Origin of the sequence: Halobellus captivus (genome assembly GCF_003697845.1) — an archaeon.
Lineage (GTDB): Archaea > Halobacteriota > Halobacteria > Halobacteriales > Haloferacaceae > Halorubrum > Halorubrum glutamatedens.
In genome coordinates this window covers 58822-77626 of sequence record NZ_RDQE01000014.1, presented here as the reverse complement: position 1 = coordinate 77626, position 18805 = coordinate 58822, and the positions used below count along the sequence as shown (strand labels likewise).

The window sequence follows — 18805 nt, the reverse complement described above, 5'->3', positions numbered from 1 at the left end:
ATCTGTTCGATCTTTCACGACTACGCCGATCGGATAAGCTTCGCAAAGTCATGGATAGATCGCTTCCTATCTATTCAAAAGTTATGACTATCACTACCGCGCCTCTGGCAGCCGGCGGCTCTGCCGCCGGCGACGAAGCCGTGAGCAGCGAGCGGATGGAGAAACGACGCCGAGCCGATTTGAGCACGGAAGTCGCGCGCAGCGAGGCGAGCACGTCTTCCGGAGTTCGAATCGGGGAGGCGGCATCCCGATCCTACACAGTTTTCGTTTGCCGGACAGCGTAGCCTTCGGGTCGTTTGATGCCCGATACTGTCGCGTGATTTCACCCGGGAGCCGGACGCGCCCCGACGTCGTCAAGCGTTTCGTATTCATTTGAACACGGTAGATACTTCAAGCTATGCCGATGCGCGGCAGGAAATCAGCGGGAAGGAACTCTCAGAAGGAGAAGGTTTGCTTAGAAATCCCCGAGAGTAGAGTCGGCTCCAAGGATACGACGGTAGGTGTCGTCGCCGGTCGCGTCGGCTAGGCCTTCACAGAGTTCGCGGAGTTCGTCATCCACATCCCACTTGGAGAGGTAGTTCTGTGTGGACTTGCCCCGTTCGTAGCGGTATCGAAGGAATTGGGCCTTGTCAAGAGCGTTCAGGGCTTCGTCGTCCCCGTTGACCCGCTCTTGGATGTAGGCCATCCGCTTCTCGTCATCCCACGTTCCGAGGATGAACTCCCCATCCTCTATCCGATAGAGCCGCATATCTTCCATCTGCTCAGGACTCGCGTCTGTCCCTCGCGTGAGTTTATTCAGGTCGTTGTAGGTCGGGTCGGGAGTCTCAAGAAGATCAAGGAACACATCAATCTCCCCAATCTCGCTCCCCTGTTGGATGACGCCATAGATCTCCTGAACAACCTCTTTAGCAGTCATCTCTTCGCCTGCTCGCATCACCTTTCCGTGGTGTTTGGAGTATTCGTGGAAGCATTCTCCCATCTCGATTACTCCGATATCGCCTTCTGAGAGGTCTCGATTTGCTTCGATTTGCTTGCGAGTCTTCTGTGCGGTTCGATAGATATTACGCCGGAGAGAGTTCCAACTAATCGGCTGTCTGTCACCGGCGGGGCGAGCAACTACTAAGATATCAAACGAGACCGCTTCACCGCTGATGAATTTGCTAATATCTGCAGTTAGTGGATATGTTGCGGTTACCTCGAACCCTGAATCACATAGAGACTCCAATAGTTCGCCCCAAGATTCAGAATCACTATGATGATATGTGAATGTCAATACGCCCTCATCTTTTAGGACGTCTTGAAGAGTACCAAATGCGTCACGTAGCTCCGACTCAAACTCCTTTGCCCCCTTATTTTCGAACGGATTCGCAACGATACTCTCTTTCCGTGGCGTAGCATCTTGATCGAACCCATCATATCGGTCTTCTAAGATAATCTTCAGCCACACGTAAAAGAAATCAGACACTTCTGAATAGATTATATTGTCGTAGTATGGCGGATCAGTAATTATAGCATCATACTCTTCGTCTTTATTGATATCACGAACGTCACCCAATTCAACTGTGGCATTTTCACCAATTGGTTGCGCGAAGGGCTCTGTTTCAATTGTTTCGGGACTTTCTAATTCAGAATTGCGAGGAACCTTCGGGTATCCGTCTTTATCCGGATATTCAATATACCGATCAGTAGGAGCCCCTCCCCATACAACTCCTCTCAGGACTTTTTCCCAGACAGAACTGAATGTCCGTGTACCATAGTCAAGACCCCAGAGGTTACTCTCACAAGGTCGTTGTGGGGGATTGAATGAATTTGTTCTAAAGATATGGTCGGATTGGTTCCCGACTTGAATGTATCCCATCATCATATTATTTCCGCGGAGACAATCAGAAAACGCCAATAGCAGATATTCCTGCGCATTCTCTTCCTCAATTGAATCAATTGCTTTCAGAAGTAAGCTATGTGTTAATTTTTGGCGCGTATTGTACATATCTCTCCAATTTTTTATATTGTGCTGGAAAACGTCGTTACCTGAAACTGATGAAGCAGAAGTAATAGCACCTTCCGGAATTTTTTCATCAGGAATAAATTCCTGAAGATCAGGACGATTTGCCCATTCACTTCTCGCCTCCTCTACAAGATCAAGATCTTCCTGTTGCACTTGCCGGTATCCCTTCACATCGCTACGGTCGTAGTCCCTCCGTTCGTCGCAAATGGTACAATAATATTCTAAGCCATACAGTTTAAGCTCGTATCCACCTTGCTCTTGGACAGCATCTGTTATACTGTACTTTTGCCCGCAAGAACGACAAGTGTAGCTACCTCTGCTAGCTGTCCCTTCTTTCGGAACGTATTCGTGGCCACACTCGTCACAGACACACTCGCTTTGCCAACCCTCTACTAGAACAACGGATTCGCACTCGGGACAGAATACGTGATACTTGTCATCGTCGTCATACCGACCTTTTGCCACACGATAATCATCAAAGAGAGAAACGACGTCGCCACAGGAAGTACAATCTAGCTGCTTAACCCAAAAGTAGTTCATAACATCCGCTGAGTGCTCATCGGGATGGTGGGGACAGGGTGTTTTGTAGTAACTCTGAATTTCCTCTTTTACTTCTTCTTTGACCTGCTCAAAACTGTCTTTCAGAGCATCAGCATCGGTTCGACCTGTTTCAAGCTCTTTTTTCGTAACGAACCACGCAACAGGGTTCAAGTCCCGGCCGTGGCATTCTGCACCGAACCGAGATGCTTCAACTATACTCGTCCCGCCACCCATAAATGGATCAAGGATTTTCTTATCCTTGACACGAACATCTTTCGGATAGATATTCCAGAGCGCGTCCGAATCTTCAAGAGATATATTTTTCAACAGATTAGCGATATCGGTTGACTCTGAGCTAAAGTTTGAGAGTTGACTGTTTTTCCCCGGCTCATATATCTCAACGTTTTCCGGATCATCGACTAACGTGTAAAGACTAATCGCTCGAAAAACGCTCCCGAGCCGTCGAGCCCACCACTTGTGCATCGTATAAACAGGCCGGTACCATTGGCGTGCTCCCCCGTAACTTTCTTTTTCTGCAATGTCACTCAATTGCTCGATAGGGAATCCCCGCTCAATCGGGAGTTCCTTCCGTTCACTTCGTTCCGAAGAGTGACCCGGTTCCTGAGACATTGGGATAGTCCATCCAATCCGTCCGAGTGGGATAAACCCCGCCGACTACCCTCACCACGAGCGCGTCTTTGAGTGTAAGGCACTCCAACGAAGCGAGGCTTCACTTATAAGACACCATGACCTGCATGTTGGATGACGCTCTCCGAAAACCGGACGACGTTAGCCTGTCGGAGGAGTACGCTCCGCGACCTTCGTAGCCTGAAGCGTGGCGGAATCTGTTACGACGAACCCGTAGAGACCCGTCAGGGATCGATCGACGGCGGGGCGGATTGCGGCGGGTTTACCGGCTCGGAGTACGAATTCACGCACACGTTCGCCGATCCCGGCGAGTACGCTCTGACGGGCGAGATCGTGGTGGAGGGGTCGCCCGGTGCCGGCGACAGGGAACCGATCGGAACCGTGGCCGTTGGGTGAGCGAGGCGCGCGACCGGTCGACGAAGCGATCGCCGGCAGTTTGATTACGTAACCGGAGAAAACGTCCGGTAGAACGGACTGGATCGAGGGGCACGGTGGCTCGACGAGGCCCGTGAACCGGCCCTCGTGGAGGTGACGCGTCCCTCGATCGGTGATGACACATGAACCCTCGAACCGCACTCACGTTCGCACGGGCGGCGATCCGATCCGTACAGTACCTCCTCACCGGACGCGTCCGGTTCCCCAGTGATCGTATCGGTCACGTCCTCGAGACGCCGGACGGCGACTCGTTCGTCGTCTATCGCGAGACGGAACTCGACCGGCCCGACCGGGACGTCGCGGACGACGGCGTGATCCTCGTCTTCGAGGTCGACGTGCCGAACCGGGCGAAGGGTGCGGCACTCCGCGAGGTGCTGTTCGACCCCTTCGCGAACGTCGCGACGCCGTTTTTCACGGGGATGCCGGGGTTCAGACGGAAACTCTGGCTTGCGGGCGACCGACCCGGCGAGTTCCTCGAGCTGTACGAGTGGGCGTCCGCCGAGGACGCGAAGCTGTTCGCCGACGCGTTGGGAACGCTCCTCGACCCCTTCGCCTTCGCGGGACGGGTCTCGTTCGAGGTCGTCGCGGACGACTCCATCGACGAGTACGTCGCCGCCCGGGCGACGACGTGGCGCGACGGGACGACGGGTCCCGACGTGGCGGCGGACTCGGACGTCGACGCCGACGAACCTCGACGCTCGCGGACGTGGCGTGCGGTCGGCTTCGGTCTGCTGTTCCTGGCGCTCGTCCTCGCGGCCGGTTTCGTCGTGGCACGTCGAGCGCGCGAACGGGGACGCTAGCCGTCTCCAGAGAACGTGGGTTTAAGAGCCTCATCTTCGTATCCATGGCCATGATTGGTAATGTCTGGCTCGCCCGAACCGACTGGTTGTGGGCGGTCATCGGGGGGTTCTACCTGGTGGCGTACCTGTTCTGGTACATCCCGGTTTTGAGAGGCCTCCCCGACAGCGTCGGCAACCCTCCCGCGCCGTACCCCTGGCACTGGCCGCTGGACTTCGCCGCGACCGGGCTGGCCGGCGGCGTCCTGTTGTTCCTCGGCTTCCGACGGGCGGCGGAGCTGACGGCGGACGTCGAGACGACCGCGACCCCCGAGGCTCCCGGAACCGACGGGGCGATCGCGGGAAGATGAGCCGCATCTCTCGCGTCCTGGCCCGGCTTCCGTGGACCCGTCTCAAGCACGGATTTCAGCACGGGATCCGTCGGCGGTTCTTCCGTCACGAGGGCTCCCCTCCGTACCAGCTCCTCGATTCGGACCGTCAGCACGTCAAGGAGATGCTCGCCCGGAACCACTTCGCGACGTGGCACGTGATCTCGTACTACTACGTCCACGACGCGTTCGGCGAGGAGGTGCTCAACATGCGTCGCATCGAGTCGCTCGACCGGGAGGGTCGTTTCTGGCAGACTCACGTGCGCGGGTTCTCACACCCGGACGGCTTCGTCGTCTGTCCGCACTTCGAGCTCTGTCCGGTCGAACAGCCCGCCAGCCACCTCGACAAGGTCGGGCTCAGCGCCCCCATCGGGATGAAAAAGGCAAAGGCGATCTGGGAGGCGAACGGCGTCGACGTCCTCGAGGAGTCGACGCCGGAGGGATCGACGTCCGGAGCGTCGGAACCGGCCCCGTGAACTGCGTCGTGAAGCGCACCTGATCCGTCCGAAACACCTATCAAACAGCTCATTGTTGACACACGACATGACACGTGGTGGCATCATTCGTCGGGTGCGAACGATCCTCGCGGCGACCGCGAGCTGGCTTCGCACGGTCGGGCGGCGCGTCCTCGGTCGCACGCGCGGTGACTCCTCGAGCGGGGACCTCCACACACGCGTTACGTTCCGTGCCTGCGTGGACGCCGTGATCCCGACCACGCCGGAGCTGGCGGACGAGCTGGGTCCGGAGCACGTTCCCGGGGGCAACGACGTGGGAGTGGCGGAGTTCCTCGCCCGCTACGTCGGGGATCGGGTTCAGATCGGGATCCCTCACACGCGCCATGACGTGGACGTCGTGAAGCCGATCGCGAACGTCCTCGACGCGGCGGCGCTCAAGCTCATTTCACGGGGAGACAACGAGGACGAGCCGAACGAGGAGCGTCCCGTGGCGTTCTTCGAGGGAGCCGACGTCCCCGCCGACCGGATCAGGGACGTCGCCGGACCCTTCGCCAGGCTGTCGCCGCGGGACCGGCTCCGGGCGATCCACGTGCTGGACGAGATCGAGGCGCAGTTCACCCTTCCGGACGGCCGGTTCGTGGAGTTCGACGGCGGGCTGGTCGGTCAGCTCGTCGTCGGATTTCCGAAGCTGATCTACTACAGCGAGTGGGACGGGTATCCGGACCCCGAAAGCATGCCGTTCGGCCAGGACCATCCGAACGACCCCGCGTCGGTTCAGGGATGGCGACAGACCGGGTTCCCCGGGTTCACGAACGGCTACGCGTGTCTACGCGGGTACCTCGGGACTGAGGACGGGACGCTCGGTTCCGAGGACGCGTGGACGACGATCGACGACCGTGACGGGTCGTCAGTCAGCCTGTTCGAGTCGCCCGGCCGGTTTCGGGAGAACGACTACGACACCGACGGCTACGTGGAGCCGTACCCCGAGGGAGGTGTGTGAGATGGTCGACGCCGAGTACGACGCCGTCGTCGTTGGGGCGGGCGGGGACGGTCCCGTAGCGGCTTGGAAACTCGCGGAGGCGGGGCTGTCCGTCCTGCTACTGGAGGCCGGGCCGTTCCACGGCAACGAGAAGTGGCCCGACCCACACGGGGATCCGGGCGCCGAGGCGTCCTCGGACGTCGACGACCTGAGCGGCGAGCTGCTCGACGAGCAGTTCACGACTCGCGAGTTCGAGATGGTGAACCGGCTCATCTTCGGGCCCGCCGACGAGAATCGAGGGATCTGGGCGCGGAAGTTCCCGGGCGACGGCGCGATCCTCCAGTGTGCCGGCGTCGGCGGCACGACGCTTCACTACACCGGCTGCCACCCGCGGGCGTATCCCGCGGCCATCGACGAGCAGGGCCACTGGCCGATCGACTACGCGGACCTGCTCCCGTACTACCGGGAGGTGGAGGAGCTGTGCGACGTACAGCCGGCCCCCGTCACCGCCAAGGAGGAGCTGTTCTTCCGGGGTGCGGCGGCCGCGGGGTGGGAGTTCATCGACGGGATGAACGTCACCTCCCCCGGCTACCGACCCCAGCCCAACGCGATCAGACGTCCGGACCGAAGCCTCCACGTCGACGGCGACTACGACGGGGAGTTCACGTATCCGGACGTGACGGGCCACACCCTCGGGCTCGGCGAGATCGCCGGCAACCCGCATCCGCGGGGTGCGCCCTTCGAGGAGAAGGCCAAGCGCGCGAGCAACGTCAGCTTCGTTCCGGCGGCGATGCGGACCGGCAACGTCACCGTCCGCCCGAACGCGTTCGCCGTCGACGTGACGACCGAGACCCCCCTCGGCGACACCCCGACCGCCACGGGCGTGACGTTCCGGGACACCTGGTCGGGATCGACGACGACCGTCGAGGCGGAGGTGGTCGTCCTCGCGGCCGGTGCCATCGAGACGCCGCGGCTCTGGTTGAACGCCGACCTTCCGGACGAGGAGTGGGTCGGCCGCGGCCTGACCCTCCACTTCGGGGACAACGTGATGGGGCTGTGGGACGCCGACGACCTGGAGGCGACTCTCGGCAAGCCGACGGTCGACCAACACGAGGGACAGAACATCGCGGCCCGGTTCGACTATCCGGGGCTCGGAATGCTCCAGACGGTCGGAACGACGCCGGGCGTCGGTGCGATCCTCGGCTTCGGCGCCAGCGCGTCGGGGTTCGCCTTCCAGCACGACACCGAGGACGCGCCCTGGGACACCATGGGTCGGCTCGCCGGACCGGATCTCAAGCGACTCCTCTCGGACTACCGCCGGATGCTCCCGGTGCTCGTCGTCAGCGACGACCGTCCCCTGAAACGGAACGGCGTGACCGTCCAGGACGGCGCGGAGGACGAACACGGCCCCATCCCGCTCGTCAACTACACCCCGAGCGAGGCGGACCGAAAGCGACGCGACGAACTGGCTGAGATCGCGGCGGAGATCCTTCGCGAGGCGGGGGCGTCACACGTCCACCGCTCCGATTCCCCGCCGACGGCGCTACACCTCCACAGCACGATGCGGATGGGGAAGGTCGTCGACGAGGCGTGTGAAGCCTACGCGGTCGACCGCCTGTTCGTCGCGGACCACAGCGCCCTCGCCAACGGCGTCGGCGGTCCGAACCCGACCAACACGGGACAGGCGCTGGCGGCTCGGACCGGCGAGAAGATCGTGGAGCGATACTTCTGAGTCGCACCCGGCCCGACCCCGGGAAGCCGACACGATATCGATCCCCGAAAGCCGGCTCACTCCCCGGTGACCCGCTTCGCGAACTCGCGAAGCTCCCGGTCGAACCGCTCCGGCTCCTCGAGGAACGGCGAGTGGCCGACCCCGTCGTAGATGGAGACTTCGCCGTCGGGTACGAGGTCGGCGTGATGGCGAGCGGCCCGTGGACGGACGACCCGGTCCGCGGACCCGTGGACGAACAGCGCCGGGACGTCCAGTTCGCGGAGGGTGTCGGCGTTCGCGCCGGTCCGAGCCTGGAGCGCCTCCCGAACCCGCGGCGGACAGCGCGCGTTGTACCCGAGCATGAGGTGGTACTCCCTCGGTGACACCGGTTCGGCGGTACAGATGTCGAGGAACCGGCGGAGGGAATCCACGCTCGCCTCGGCGTCGCGGGTCTCGAGGTCGTCGAGCATCGCGGCGAACTCCTCGCCGGCGATCTCGGCCGCGGCGTCGGTTCCCTTCTCGGTGATCGCCCCCACGAGGACGGCCCCGGCCACGTCGTCGGACCCCTCGACGGCGAGATAGTCGGAGACGACGAGCCCGCCGTACGACCAGCCGACGAGAACCGGATCGTCGGTCGCCAGCTCGTCGATCACGGCGCGAAGGTCGGCGGCCCAGAGCTCCGGGTCGCGATATCGCTCACTGCCGGCGGGCTTCCCCGAATCGCCGTGACCGCGGAGGTCCGGCGCGAGGAGGCGGAACTCCTCGGTCAACGCCCCGTCGAACTGCTCGTACCAGCAGAGCCGCGACTGCGAGTAGCCGTGGACGAGCAGGACCGTCGGCGCGTCCGGCGGGCCCGCGGCGTCGACGCGTAGTTCCGTCGCTTCACCGCCGACGACCGTGTGTGACTCCATGCCGATGGATGTGGACACGGTGGTATATACGTTGGCGGCCGACGGTCGAGCCGTCGGCTGCTACCGCCGCCGCAGGACGCGACCGAACAGCAACGGCGCGACGAGCAGGGTGACCGGGACGGCGATCCACACCTGCCCCGCGAACACGTCGTACTGTCCGAGCGTCACGGAAACGGGCGTTCCCTCGACGTATCCGACGAGGAACTCGAAGCCGACCGTCAGGACGGTCCAGCAGACGCCGATGATCGCAAGCTCCCGCCGACGGTAGTCGATCGACGTCGACCGGAAGAAGCCGGACGCGACGAGGAGGATCGTGGCCACGAGGAGGGCCGTACTGACGACGTGTGCGACGCGCTCGCCGAGCCACGAGACGAGAACCGTCTCCCTGAATCCGCCGTTGAGAACGGCGATGACCGCCATGAGCACCCAGACGGCGAACGGTCGACCGAGCACGCGGACCCGAACCCCGTCCGTCCGGCCCTCCTCCCGCGTGGCTCGTGAACGCATTCCGATCTTGGTCTCTCCACGCGCCAAAAAAAGCGTATCGGAGACGAACGCGCTCGGTACCGGGAACGCCTGCGAGAGCCGTCTATCGGGCCGACTCGACGGCCTCGAGCAGCGCGTCGTAGTCCGGCTCGTTCGTCGGGTCGTCGGCGACCCATTCGTACGTCACGGTCCCCGCGTCGTCGAGGACGTACACCGCCCGGTCGGCCACGCCGTAGAGCCCGAGGTCCGCGATGTCCATCGAGAGCCCGTACGCCTCGATCGCGTCGCCGTCCATGTCGCTCACGAGGTCGAAGGCGAGGTCGTACTCCTCGGCGAAGGCACCGAGCGAGAACGCGGAGTCGGCGCTGACCCCGAAGAGGGTCGCGCCGGCCGCCTCGAGGTCGTCGTACCGCTCCTGGAGCGCCACCATCTCGTTGCTACACGGCGGCGTGAACGCGCCGGGGAAAAAGGCCAGGACGACCGGACCGTCCCCGAGGTGGTCCTCGAGGTCGAACGTCTCGTGGTCGGAGCCCTTGTACGTCGCCGTGAACGTCGGTGCGGTGTCGCCGGTCGAGACCATGCCCGATCGAAGGCTCGTTACGTCCTAAAAGCTGTCGCGGTCGTGCGGATGTGCCGGTCCCGGCGGCGTCGATCGGGCCTCCCGGTCGCGCCGTCAGCTGGCCGAGCAGTCGCGTTCGATCACGATCTGCCGGCCGGGGTCCTCGTACTCGCCGTCGATCGGACTCCGCTGGTACACCTCGTAGACGGTCACCCGATCGACGGGCGCGTCGTGGGTCTCCTGTGCCCGCTCGCATACCCAGTCGGCGTAGCTCTCCGCGATCGCCCCGTCGGGTCCGGAGCTATCGACCGCCGACATGAACTTCCGGTGTCGGAAGTTCGGATACTCGGCGGCCGGGTCCGGCGGCCGGTCGAAGGTGAGCTCCCCGCCGCCGAACGCGTTCGCCGTGGACCCGTTCGCGAGGTATGCCCGCGAGGGGTACCAGCTGTACGATTCCGTCGGGTCGGGCGCGTACAGTCCCCACTTCTGTTGATCGAGGTGTTCGTAGTCGATCTCGTCGGGCACGTCGTAGTCGCCCACGGTGGCCGCGCTGAACACCAGCATCCAGACCAGGACGCAGAAACCCAGCACGGTCAGAAGCGACCGCCCGTACGCGATGGCGTAATCGGACGCCTCCCCGTACCACCCCTCCCGATCGGGGTCGAGGATCCGCCGCTCGATCGGGGGGCGTCCGAGCGGTCCGAGCGCCGCCGCTGCCGCCGACGGCGACGGGAGCCGATCGATCCACGCCGAGGGCACGTGACGGGAGAGCGCGTCCCAGAAGACGGCCGGGAGGAACGGGAGCATCGCCGTCATCAAAAGCAGCGGGAACAGCCCGACCGCCATCGTCAACAGCATCCCGACGAACGCGCTGGTGTACACGAACGCGGCCACCATCCGGACGCGGCCGACGGTCGCCAACAGGAACACCGCGGAGCCGGACAGAAGCACCACCCAGCCGTAGTTGAGAAGCGTCAGGAGCGTCGGGAAGTCGACGACGACCTTGCCGAGCGCGGTCGTCATCACCTCGTTGTGTAAGGCGATCGAGAGGCCGTCGCCGGCGTACCACTCCTCGCCGGCGTGTTTCGCGATCGCGTTCGAGGTGAACACCACGACCGGCTGGGCGAGGAGCGCCGCGGTCCCGAAGCTCGCGACGGCCTCCCGGGCCGACCCGCGCCGGAGTGCGTCGATCGACCACCGCTCGCCGAGCGGCGTGACGAGCGCGACCGCCAACAGGACGCGGAACAGCCGGTCGCCGCCGTTGAGGAGGGCGGGATTCCGCGCCTGAAGCGAGAACAGGAGCAACAGGGAGACGACCCCGACGAGTCGCGTCCGGTAGCCGAGGAGGAACGCGACGGCGAACAGGGCCGCGACGACGAAAAGCAGCTGTTGGACCCAGAGGTCGCCCGAGAGCGCGTGGATCGACACGCCGGTGTACTGGCCGTACGTCGCCTCGTAGGCGGACACGGGATACACGCCCGCATCGGTGTAGAACAGCTCGAGGTCCTGCGAGCGATGGAGCAGGTCGATCAGGATCACGAGCCCGAGCGCGATCCGAACGGCGGCGAGCGATCGGGTGTCGACCTCGAATCGCCTCCGAACCCGGTCCCGGACCGGCGACAGGCGGTCCCACGCTCTCGTGAGGCCGTTTCCGGCGGTTTCGGGAGTCTCCGGCTCTCCGGCGGCCGCGGGAGTCCCTCCGGCGGCTGCGGACGTCCCGTCACCGCCCGAGCCGGCGGAGTCGTGGTCGGAGCCGACCTCGTCGCCGTCGGCGGTCGCTTCGACGCCGTCGTCGCCGACGGCTGACTCTTCGGGGTCGTCGTCGCGGTCATCGCCGGCGTCGTCGCCGGGTGCGGAGTCTCGTGACGGCATTCGATGTGGTTGGAGGACCCGTCGGCTCGCTCGACGGGATCCGTCCGACTGGCTGGAGTGTGGCGCAGGCGGTATGTATATTTGTTGGGACCGCAGCCGCGGCGCTCCCGACCCGTCCGCCGATCGGCTCGCCTCGCCGCGTCCGAACCCTTTTTGACGGGTCTTCGCCATCCGTTATCATGGAACTCGAAACGGTGACCGACGCGATCGAGGACCGGCGCGACGAGCTCACCGAGCTCGCCCGTGATATCTGGGAACACCCGCAGACGGCCTTCGAGGAGACGTACGCGGCGGATCGACTGATCGGCGTCCTCGCGGAGCGCGGCTTCGACGTCGAGGTCGGCGTCGGCGACGTCGAGACCGCCTTCGTCGCCCGGTACGGCGAGGACGACCCGGTCGTCGGCACGATGGGGGAGTTCGACGCGCTTCCCGGCCTCTCACAGCGCGCGAGCGCGACGAGGGACCCGATCGAGGAGGGCGGAAACGGCCACGGCTGCGGACACAACCTCTTCGGGGTCGGGTCGCTCGGGGCCGCGCTCGCGCTCGCCGACGCGATCGACGACGGCCTCGAGGGCTCGGTCGTCTACGCCGGAACGCCCGCCGAGGAGGCCGGAGCCGGGAAGGTGTACATGGCCCGCGGGGGCGCGTTCGACGACGTCGACGCGATGGTCTCCTGGCATCCAGGGTGGTACAACGCGCCCACGAAGGGGTCGTGTCTGGCGGTCGATGGCTTCGAGGTGACCGTCCGCGGCGAGTCCTCGCACGCCGCCGCCTCGCCCGAGGCGGGCCGGAGCGCGCTCGACGGCCTCCAGCTTCTCAACACGGCCGTCGAGTACATGCGCGAGCACGTCCCCGACCCGGTCCGGCTCCACTACGTGATCACCGAGGGGGGCGACGCCGCCAACGTCGTGCCGCCGGAAGCGACGGGCGAGTACCTCGTTCGCGCGCCGAGCCGAGAGCTCGTCGAGGAGGTCTCCGCGTGGTTACGCAGGGCGGCCGAGGGCGCGGCGCTGATGGGCGACGTCGACGTCGAGGTCACCAAGATCAGCGGGATCTACGGCGTCCGACCGAACGAGACGCTCGGCGACGCCATCCGCGAGACGATGGGTGACGTCGGCTCGTTCTCGGTCGACGACCCGCTCGCCGCCGACCTCCGCGAGTCGCTCGGCGACGTCTCCGGGCAACTCGCGGAGCTGGACCCCGCCCATCGCGACCGCGCACGCGACTCGGCGTACTTCACCGAGCCGATCGACGCGCTCGACGCCGGCGAGACCGGGTCGTACTCCACCGACTCCGGCGACGTGAGCCAGATCGTCCCGCTCGGGCGGATGACGACGGCGACGTGGCCCGTCGGAACGCCGCCACACTCCTGGCAGGCGGTGGCGGCCAGCGGCTCCACCGGGATCGAGGGCATGCTGTACGCCTCGAAGACGATCGGCGGAACGCTCCTTCGGCTGCTCACCGACGAGGAGCTCCGCGCCGAGGTCGTCGCCGAGTTCGAGGAGCGCGGCGGCGCCGACGGGTACGAGTCGGCGATGCCGGCCGACGCCGATCCCTACGAGCTGCTCGGCGTCGAGCGCCCCGACTTCGAGCCGACCTTCGGGGTCGAATCGGCGGCCGCCGGAACCGCGGACGACGACTGAGGGCCCCGCCGAGACTCACGCGGCGTCGACTCGCTCGGACGGCTCGCCCCCGACTCACTCGCCCACGGTCGCGGCGACGATCCCGACGGTCTGGCCGACGCCGACGACGCCGAGGGCCGCGGCGGTCGCGGTCGGCGAGGGGGCGACCGCGACGCCCCCCGCCCCGACGACACAGCAGGCCGCGCCGACATCGTAGGCGCGGGCCGCCCGCTCGACCCGCCGGCCGGTGTCCGCCAGTCCGGCCGCCGGGAGCAGGATCCACCCGTACAGCGCGATCGAGAGGAGCGGACCCGCGGGGAGCGCGAGCGCGCCGTCGAGCGCGAGGAACCCGGCGACCCCCGCGAGCGTCACCGGCGTGCCCGCGAGGATGACGAGCTTCCAGACGCGCAGGGCACCCGACCCCATCTCGCTCCACGATCCGACGAGGAACGCGACGAGCAGGACGCTCATGACGACGTGGGCGACGAACAGCGCGTGCGTGCCGACGGCTCCGAGGACCGGCACTCGCGGCCACGAGCCACGCGGCCGGCACCAGCAGCGCGGGACCGTTCTCGCGGAGGGTTCGGAACACCAACGCGGGATCGGTCGCGATCGGACATAAACGTCCGCGTCGGCTCCGGCCGCTCGACGCCGGCTGCTCTTTCCCGACCGCTCTTCCCCGACGATCGACCGCGTCGGACGCCGGCCGCGAGCCGAACCGACGGGTCAGTCGATTTTATCCGGTAAAACCGCTGAAACGGTCACCGATATCGAAAAACACGACACATACTACAAACGATCGTCGACCGATGGTCGTGTTAACTGTACACTCGCAAGTCTTATGCCGTCAACCGGCATGCATCTAAACGCAATGGCGACAGGAAAGGTTGATTTCTTCAACGACACTGGCGGCTACGGTTTCATTTCGACTGAGGACGAGGACGACGACGTGTTCTTCCACATGGAGGACGTTGGCGGTCCGGACCTCGAAGAGGGTCAGGAGCTCGAGTTCGACATCGAGTCCTCGCCCAAGGGTCCCCGCGCGACGAACGTCGTTCGGCAGTAAACCGGATACCGAGGCGGGTCGTCCGGCTGACGCCGAACACGGCTCCGACACGCGAAAACGAGTTTCTTTCCCGCGGTGCGGACTCACGTCCGTCGCGGGCTGTTATCGACCGTCCAGCGACGGCGACGGATCGTGACGTCGAGCTACCGACCGACCTCTCAGACGTGCTGGCCCCAGAGCCCGCGACCCTTCGTCACCTCGACGTCGCCCTCGACGCGGGTCTGACACGCGAGCCGGACGTCGTGGCTCGGATGGTGCGGCGGAAGCCAGAGTCGGACGTTCTCCTTGCGACTCGGCTCGCTGACCTCGCCGTCGACCTGGACCGCACAGGTGCCGCACTGGCCCAGCCCGTGACAGTTGAGCGTCCGCGTGCCCCCGTTGTGTACCGAGAGGCCGGCCTCCTTCAACACGTCACGCAGCACGTCGCCCTCCTCACACTCGATCTCCTCGCCTTGGTAGTACACGGTCGGCATGTGTCGTCGTCCCGTACGTGGCCGAGCCCCAAAGGTGCTGGTGTGAAAGGTGCGGGTGTATCACGGCCGCCGTCATCGCTTCCGAACCGACCGCGGCGTACTCCGGGCGTCGCACGGCGTGCGCCGGGCGTCGGACGCCGACGGGGCGTTTTTTACCCTCGGCACCGCAGGGTGGTGTAATGGGACTCAGGTGTCTGCTCGGGCACGACTTCTCGGAGCCCGAAATAGAGCGCGAGCGCGAGGAGGACGGCAAGGAAGTCGTCACGACCGTCAGGGAGGTGAAGACCTGCGCTCGCTGCGGCGAGACGCAGGTCGTCAGCGAGAACACCGAGGTCACGACGATGAAACAGCTGACCGACCAGGCGACGGGCGGGGAGGCGTCGTCGTCCGGGCCGACCGGCCCGCCGGAACGGACCGAGCCGACCGGATCGGCTGACGGCCCCGACGGCGCCGGAACGCCCGCGGAGTCGTCGCCCGACGCCGGCGAAGCGGACCGTGGTCCCGACATCGACTACGGCGGCGCGACCGCCGGCGTCGACGTCGGCGGTCCCGACGGGGACGACGCGGAGATACTCGACGGGACGTCATCCGCGACGGACGCCGGCTCGGGAGACGCACCGCCGGCGGGTTCCGACCGGATCGACGCGCCCGTCGACGCCGACCGCGGGGTCGCGGCGGACGACGAGGGGGCGGAGCTGATCGACGAGGGGCCGTACGGGGACGCGGCCGACGGATCGGCCGACGATTCCCGGACTCCGTCGGCTCCGTCCGATCCGTCGGATACGGACGACGCGTCCGACACGGTCGGCGCGGACGACGCGCCCGACGGCGTCGACGCGTCCGCGGACTCTCCGGGCGATTCCGGCGATTCCGGCGACTTCGACGTCGACCGTGATCACGCCGCTAAGGGAGCCCAAAACGACGATGGCGCCGCGGACGACGACGGCGTCATCCTCGACGACGAGGACGACGCGGGCGCCGTGGACGACCGCGACCGTGGCGAGTGGCCGGAGGTCGAGGCGGACGACGACGACGCGACGTTCGAGGCGACGCCCTGGCCCGAACAGCAGGGCGAGGACGAGGGGTTCGACGCCGAGTTCGGCGACGACGGCGACAGCGGCGTCGAGTTCGGCGGCCTCACGCCCGAGGCCGCCGAGCCGGCCACGGAGTCCGCGGACGCGGAGTACGTCGAGCCGGCGGGTCGGACGTCGACGTCCGGGTCCGCGGGCATCGCTCTCGGAAACGAGTCCGACGACGCGGCCGACGGCCCCAGTGAGGGGTCGGGAGCTCTCGGCGACGGGTCGGCCGGTCCGGGTTCCGGGATCACTCGAGAGGAGGACCCGGCGCTCGAGACCGAGGGATCGAGGAAGACGCCGACCGAGTACTACTGCCCCGAGTGTGGTATGACTCTCGAGTCCGACGGGAGTTCGATGCGTGCGGGCGACATCTGTCCCGAGTGTAAACGCGGCTACGTCGCGGAACGGCCGCGATAGTCGCCCGGTCGGTTCGCTCCGTTCTCCATCGTTTTCGTCCCCTCCCTCCTCGCCGTTTCGAGCCCTGAACCCGCCACGTGACGCCAGTTCTCCGTGACGAAACTGGTTTACGCGCCCCTGTCGAACGGTCGCAGCATGAAGCAGTACAAGATGCGCCGCGGTGAGCATCTCGACGAGCGCATGCCGGACCTCAAAGGCTCCATCGAGGAGTACTTCGGATCGGTCACCGACACCGAGGAGTACGACGGTCACGAGCTGTACGTGGTGGAGGACCCCGACAACCCCGTCTTCGAGCGGATCGTCGCGGGCGCGGCCGAGTACGGCGGCAAGAAGGACAAACTCGCGGTCCACTTCGAGGAACGTCCGGCCGAGGAGGTCATCGCCGAGGGGAACGCCGACGCCGCCGCCGACGCGGTCGACGCGAAGAACGAGTTCCTGCTCGAGGCCACCGGTCGCGACGCCAAGTCACGGCGCGACTCGCTGAAACGCGAGGTCGAGGACGACGCGCCCGACTACTGAGCTCCCGCTCGATTCCGGCTCCCCTCCGTTCTCCCCGCCGGTCGTCGATCGCCGAGCGGCGCCATCGTCGTCTTCGTCGAAAACTCGTGATTTGCGAGCTCCTCGCCGAGTCGCCACTCCCGCTCTCCCCGTCTCCCGCCCGCTTCACCCTGTAACGAATATTAATTCGATATTGAGTTAAAAATCAGTACTCTTAAGAGCGTCGGCCACCAACGGGAGGTATGAGCATCGAAACGATCCTGTTAGCGGTCGGAAGCGAGGACGAGAAGCGAACCGAACGACTCGCCGCGGAGGCGACGAGCGTCGCGCAGCCCACCGGAGCCACGGTCGTGCTCGCACACGTGTTCGACGACGACGAGTTCGCCGAGGTTCGATCGAACCTCGGCGTCGACCCGGAGAGCGAGGGCTCGACTCCGGACGCGGTCGCGAAACGCCACACGACCACCCGAACCATCTCCAAGGCGCTCACGGAGGCGGGCGTCGACCACGCCGTCCGCGGCGCGGTCGGCGACCACGCGGACGAGATCGTCGAACTGGCCGAGGAGACCGGCGCCGATCGGGTCGTCGTCGGCGGTCGACACCGCTCGCCGACCGGGAAGGCGGTCTTCGGCAGCGTCGCCCAGGAAGTGATCCTCTCCGCGCCGTGTCCCGTGACGTTCGTGCGTGAGGAGCCGACCGAGTCGAAACGTCGCGTCGCACCCTGAAACCCGTCCAGATAACGCCCTTTTCACACGGATACGCCGACGAGGAACGGCAACGAGGCGGTGACGAGCCCGCGGCGGGTCCCGGTGACGTACCTGCGGCGTGCCTCGGTCGCCACGACACCCGACGGAACCGTCCCGATTAAGTGGTAACGGGAACCTCTTTCCGCCGATGGCTTACTACGTGGGCGTCGACCTCGGCGCGACGAACGTCCGCGCGGTCGTCGGCGACGAGACGGCGACCGTGCTCGGCTCCGACGCGCGCGGGACCCCCCGTGGCCCGACCGGCATCGCCGTCACCGAGGCGGTGTTGAGCGTCGTCCGGAACGCGTGTGCGGAGGCGGACGTCGACCCGGATGAGGTCCTCGCCGCCGGGATCGGCTCCATCGGCCCGCTCGACCTCGCGGCCGGGGTCGTGTTGAACCCGGCGAACCTCCCGGATACCGTCGAGCGGATCCCGCTCGTCGGTCCGGTCTCGCGGCTGCTCGACACCGAGGAGGTTCACCTCCACAACGACACCAACGCGGGCGTGATCGGCGAACGGTTCCACTCCGAGCGCAACCCCGACGACATGGTGTACCTCACCGTCTCCTCGGGGATCGGCGCCGGCGTCGCCGTCGACGGCAACGTCCTCTCGGGCTGGGACGGCAACGCCGGCGAGGTCGGCCACATGACCGTCGACCCACACGGGTTCATGACCTGCGGCTGCGGTCTCGACGGCCACTGGGAGGGATACTGCTCGGGCAACAACATCCCGAAGTACGCCCGCGAGCTCCACGAGGAGGACCCGATCGAGACCGCGCTCCCGATCGAGGACCCCGACTTCTCCGCGGTCGACGTCTTCGAGGCGGCCGGAGAGGACGTCTTCGCGGACCACGTGATAGACCAGCTCGCCCACTGGAACGCGATGGGCATCGCGAACGTGATCCACGCGTACGCGCCCCTCGTCGTCAGCGTCGGCGGCGCGGTCGCGCTCAACAACCCCGAGCGCGTCCTCGATCCGGTGCGCGAGAAGCTCGCGGACATGGTGTTCATCAACGTCCCGGAGATCCGCCTGACCGACCTCGGCGACGACGTCGTCGTCAAGGGGGCGCTCGCGAGCGCGCTCACCGGCGGGACCGGCGACCGCTCCCGCGTCGAGTCGCCCCCCTAGGAGGGTCGCTCC

Annotated in this window: 18 protein-coding genes and 1 pseudogene; 12 read left to right on the top strand and 7 right to left on the bottom strand. The window is 65.5% G+C overall.

Annotated features, from left to right (window positions below):
* Positions 1 to 454 precede the first annotated feature (454 nt).
* A complete protein-coding gene (locus EAO78_RS15245; RefSeq protein ID WP_122106690.1) occupies positions 455 to 3175 on the bottom strand; it encodes a DUF1156 domain-containing protein in 2721 nt (906 codons plus the stop codon).
* Between the two features lie 132 nt (positions 3176 to 3307).
* Here EAO78_RS15245 and EAO78_RS15240 point away from each other — a divergent pair, with 132 nt between their 5' ends.
* From EAO78_RS15240 to EAO78_RS15215, 6 genes are all read left to right on the top strand, one after another.
* The gene (locus EAO78_RS15240; RefSeq protein WP_122106689.1) at positions 3308 to 3589 is read left to right on the top strand and encodes a hypothetical protein; all 282 of its coding nucleotides are present in this window, start codon (positions 3308 to 3310) and stop codon (positions 3587 to 3589) included.
* A 161-nt stretch (positions 3590 to 3750) separates the two neighbouring features.
* Positions 3751 to 4428 (top strand): hypothetical protein, encoded by a 678-nt coding sequence (locus EAO78_RS15235; RefSeq protein ID WP_122106688.1) that lies wholly within the window; start codon positions 3751 to 3753, stop codon positions 4426 to 4428.
* A gap of 50 nt (positions 4429 to 4478) precedes the next feature.
* The gene (locus EAO78_RS15230; RefSeq protein ID WP_122106687.1) at positions 4479 to 4775 is read left to right on the top strand and encodes a tumor necrosis factor receptor family protein; all 297 of its coding nucleotides are present in this window, start codon (positions 4479 to 4481) and stop codon (positions 4773 to 4775) included.
* Entirely contained in the window at positions 4772 to 5269 is a 498-nt protein-coding gene (locus EAO78_RS15225; RefSeq protein ID WP_122106686.1) for a hypothetical protein, read from the top strand. Before EAO78_RS15230 ends, EAO78_RS15225 begins: the two co-directional genes overlap by 4 nt.
* Before the next feature lie 67 nt (positions 5270 to 5336).
* Positions 5337 to 6248 (top strand): hypothetical protein, encoded by a 912-nt coding sequence (locus EAO78_RS15220; protein WP_122106685.1) that lies wholly within the window; start codon positions 5337 to 5339, stop codon positions 6246 to 6248.
* A 1-nt stretch (position 6249) separates the two neighbouring features.
* A complete protein-coding gene (locus EAO78_RS15215) occupies positions 6250 to 7959 on the top strand; it encodes a GMC oxidoreductase (protein WP_122106684.1) in 1710 nt (569 codons plus the stop codon).
* 56 nt (positions 7960 to 8015) lie between these two features.
* Here the strand turns inward: EAO78_RS15215 and EAO78_RS15210 are convergent, their stop codons facing one another.
* The 4 genes from EAO78_RS15210 to EAO78_RS15195 all read right to left on the bottom strand — a co-directional run bounded on the left by EAO78_RS15210 (position 8016) and on the right by EAO78_RS15195 (position 11766).
* Positions 8016 to 8849 carry an alpha/beta fold hydrolase gene (locus EAO78_RS15210; RefSeq protein ID WP_122106683.1) on the bottom strand — a complete coding sequence of 278 codons (834 nt, stop codon included), beginning with the start codon at positions 8847 to 8849 and terminating at the stop codon, positions 8016 to 8018.
* Positions 8850 to 8909: 60 nt separating this feature from the next.
* Positions 8910 to 9356, bottom strand: coding sequence for a hypothetical protein (locus tag EAO78_RS15205; RefSeq protein WP_122106682.1), 447 nt, complete (start codon positions 9354 to 9356; stop codon positions 8910 to 8912).
* Between the two features lie 82 nt (positions 9357 to 9438).
* Positions 9439 to 9915, bottom strand: coding sequence for a redoxin domain-containing protein (locus EAO78_RS15200; RefSeq protein ID WP_122106681.1), 477 nt, complete (start codon positions 9913 to 9915; stop codon positions 9439 to 9441).
* Positions 9916 to 10008: 93 nt separating this feature from the next.
* The gene (locus EAO78_RS15195) at positions 10009 to 11766 is read right to left on the bottom strand and encodes an HTTM domain-containing protein (RefSeq protein ID WP_238987726.1); all 1758 of its coding nucleotides are present in this window, start codon (positions 11764 to 11766) and stop codon (positions 10009 to 10011) included.
* Between the two features lie 179 nt (positions 11767 to 11945).
* Between EAO78_RS15195 and EAO78_RS15190 the strand changes: the two genes are divergently transcribed.
* Entirely contained in the window at positions 11946 to 13409 is a 1464-nt protein-coding gene (locus EAO78_RS15190) for an amidohydrolase (protein ID WP_122106680.1), read from the top strand.
* Positions 13410 to 13463: 54 nt separating this feature from the next.
* Here EAO78_RS15190 and EAO78_RS15185 read toward each other — a convergent pair.
* A pseudogene (locus EAO78_RS15185) lies at positions 13464 to 13980 on the bottom strand (hypothetical protein).
* A gap of 279 nt (positions 13981 to 14259) precedes the next feature.
* Between EAO78_RS15185 and EAO78_RS15180 the strand changes: the two are divergent.
* Positions 14260 to 14454 carry a cold-shock protein gene (locus tag EAO78_RS15180; protein ID WP_023499165.1) on the top strand — a complete coding sequence of 65 codons (195 nt, stop codon included), beginning with the start codon at positions 14260 to 14262 and terminating at the stop codon, positions 14452 to 14454.
* A gap of 158 nt (positions 14455 to 14612) precedes the next feature.
* Here the strand turns inward: EAO78_RS15180 and EAO78_RS15175 are convergent, their stop codons facing one another.
* Positions 14613 to 14927: a 2Fe-2S iron-sulfur cluster-binding protein gene (locus EAO78_RS15175; protein ID WP_122106679.1), complete on the bottom strand. Its 315-nt coding sequence runs from the start codon at positions 14925 to 14927 to the stop codon at positions 14613 to 14615.
* Between the two features lie 179 nt (positions 14928 to 15106).
* On the opposite strand from EAO78_RS15175, the gene EAO78_RS15170 reads away from it, so the two are divergent.
* From EAO78_RS15170 to EAO78_RS15155, 4 genes are all read left to right on the top strand, one after another.
* A complete protein-coding gene (locus tag EAO78_RS15170) occupies positions 15107 to 16420 on the top strand; it encodes a DUF7093 family protein (RefSeq protein ID WP_122106678.1) in 1314 nt (437 codons plus the stop codon).
* Between the two features lie 135 nt (positions 16421 to 16555).
* Positions 16556 to 16939 (top strand): DUF5611 family protein, encoded by a 384-nt coding sequence (locus EAO78_RS15165; protein WP_122106677.1) that lies wholly within the window; start codon positions 16556 to 16558, stop codon positions 16937 to 16939.
* 221 nt (positions 16940 to 17160) lie between these two features.
* Entirely contained in the window at positions 17161 to 17643 is a 483-nt protein-coding gene (locus EAO78_RS15160) for a universal stress protein (protein WP_122106676.1), read from the top strand.
* A gap of 169 nt (positions 17644 to 17812) precedes the next feature.
* Positions 17813 to 18793 (top strand): ROK family protein, encoded by a 981-nt coding sequence (locus EAO78_RS15155; protein ID WP_122106675.1) that lies wholly within the window; start codon positions 17813 to 17815, stop codon positions 18791 to 18793.
* Positions 18794 to 18805: the final 12 nt, after the last annotated feature.